Source organism: Acidovorax sp. Root275 (genome assembly GCF_001428965.1).
GTDB classification, from domain to species: Bacteria; Pseudomonadota; Gammaproteobacteria; order Burkholderiales; family Burkholderiaceae_C; genus Acidovorax; species Acidovorax radicis.
The window spans coordinates 131,523-131,870 of sequence record NZ_LMJH01000001.1 but is presented as its reverse complement, the minus strand read 5'-3'; the positions used below and the strand labels follow the sequence as shown (position 1 = coordinate 131,870).

At 65.2% G+C, this 348-nt stretch carries 1 protein-coding gene; it reads right to left on the bottom strand.

All coding sequences use genetic code 11. The annotated features are described in order from the left end of the window. On the bottom strand, positions 1-348 hold a 348-nt coding region (locus ASE52_RS00600), incomplete at both ends, for an isocitrate/isopropylmalate family dehydrogenase (protein WP_241776886.1).

Sequence of the window (348 nt, the reverse complement as noted above, 5' to 3'; positions counted from 1 at the left end):
GGGGTTGGCGATGTTCTTGCCGTAGATGTCCGGCGCCGAGCCATGCACGGGCTCGAACAGGCTGGGGAAGTGGCGCTCGGGGTTCAGGTTGGCCGATGGCGCCAGGCCAATGGTGCCGGTGGTGGCCGGACCCAGGTCGGAGAGGATGTCGCCAAACAGGTTGGTGGCGGCCACCACGTCGAAGCGGCCAGGCTGCAGCACAAAGCGCGCGGTGAGGATGTCGATGTGCTGCTTGTCCAGCGTGACCTCGGGGTAGTCCTGGGCCACATCGTCCGCCCTCTTATCCCACCAGGGCATGCTGATGGCGATGCCGTTGCTCTTGGTGGCCAGGGTCACGTGTTTTTTGGC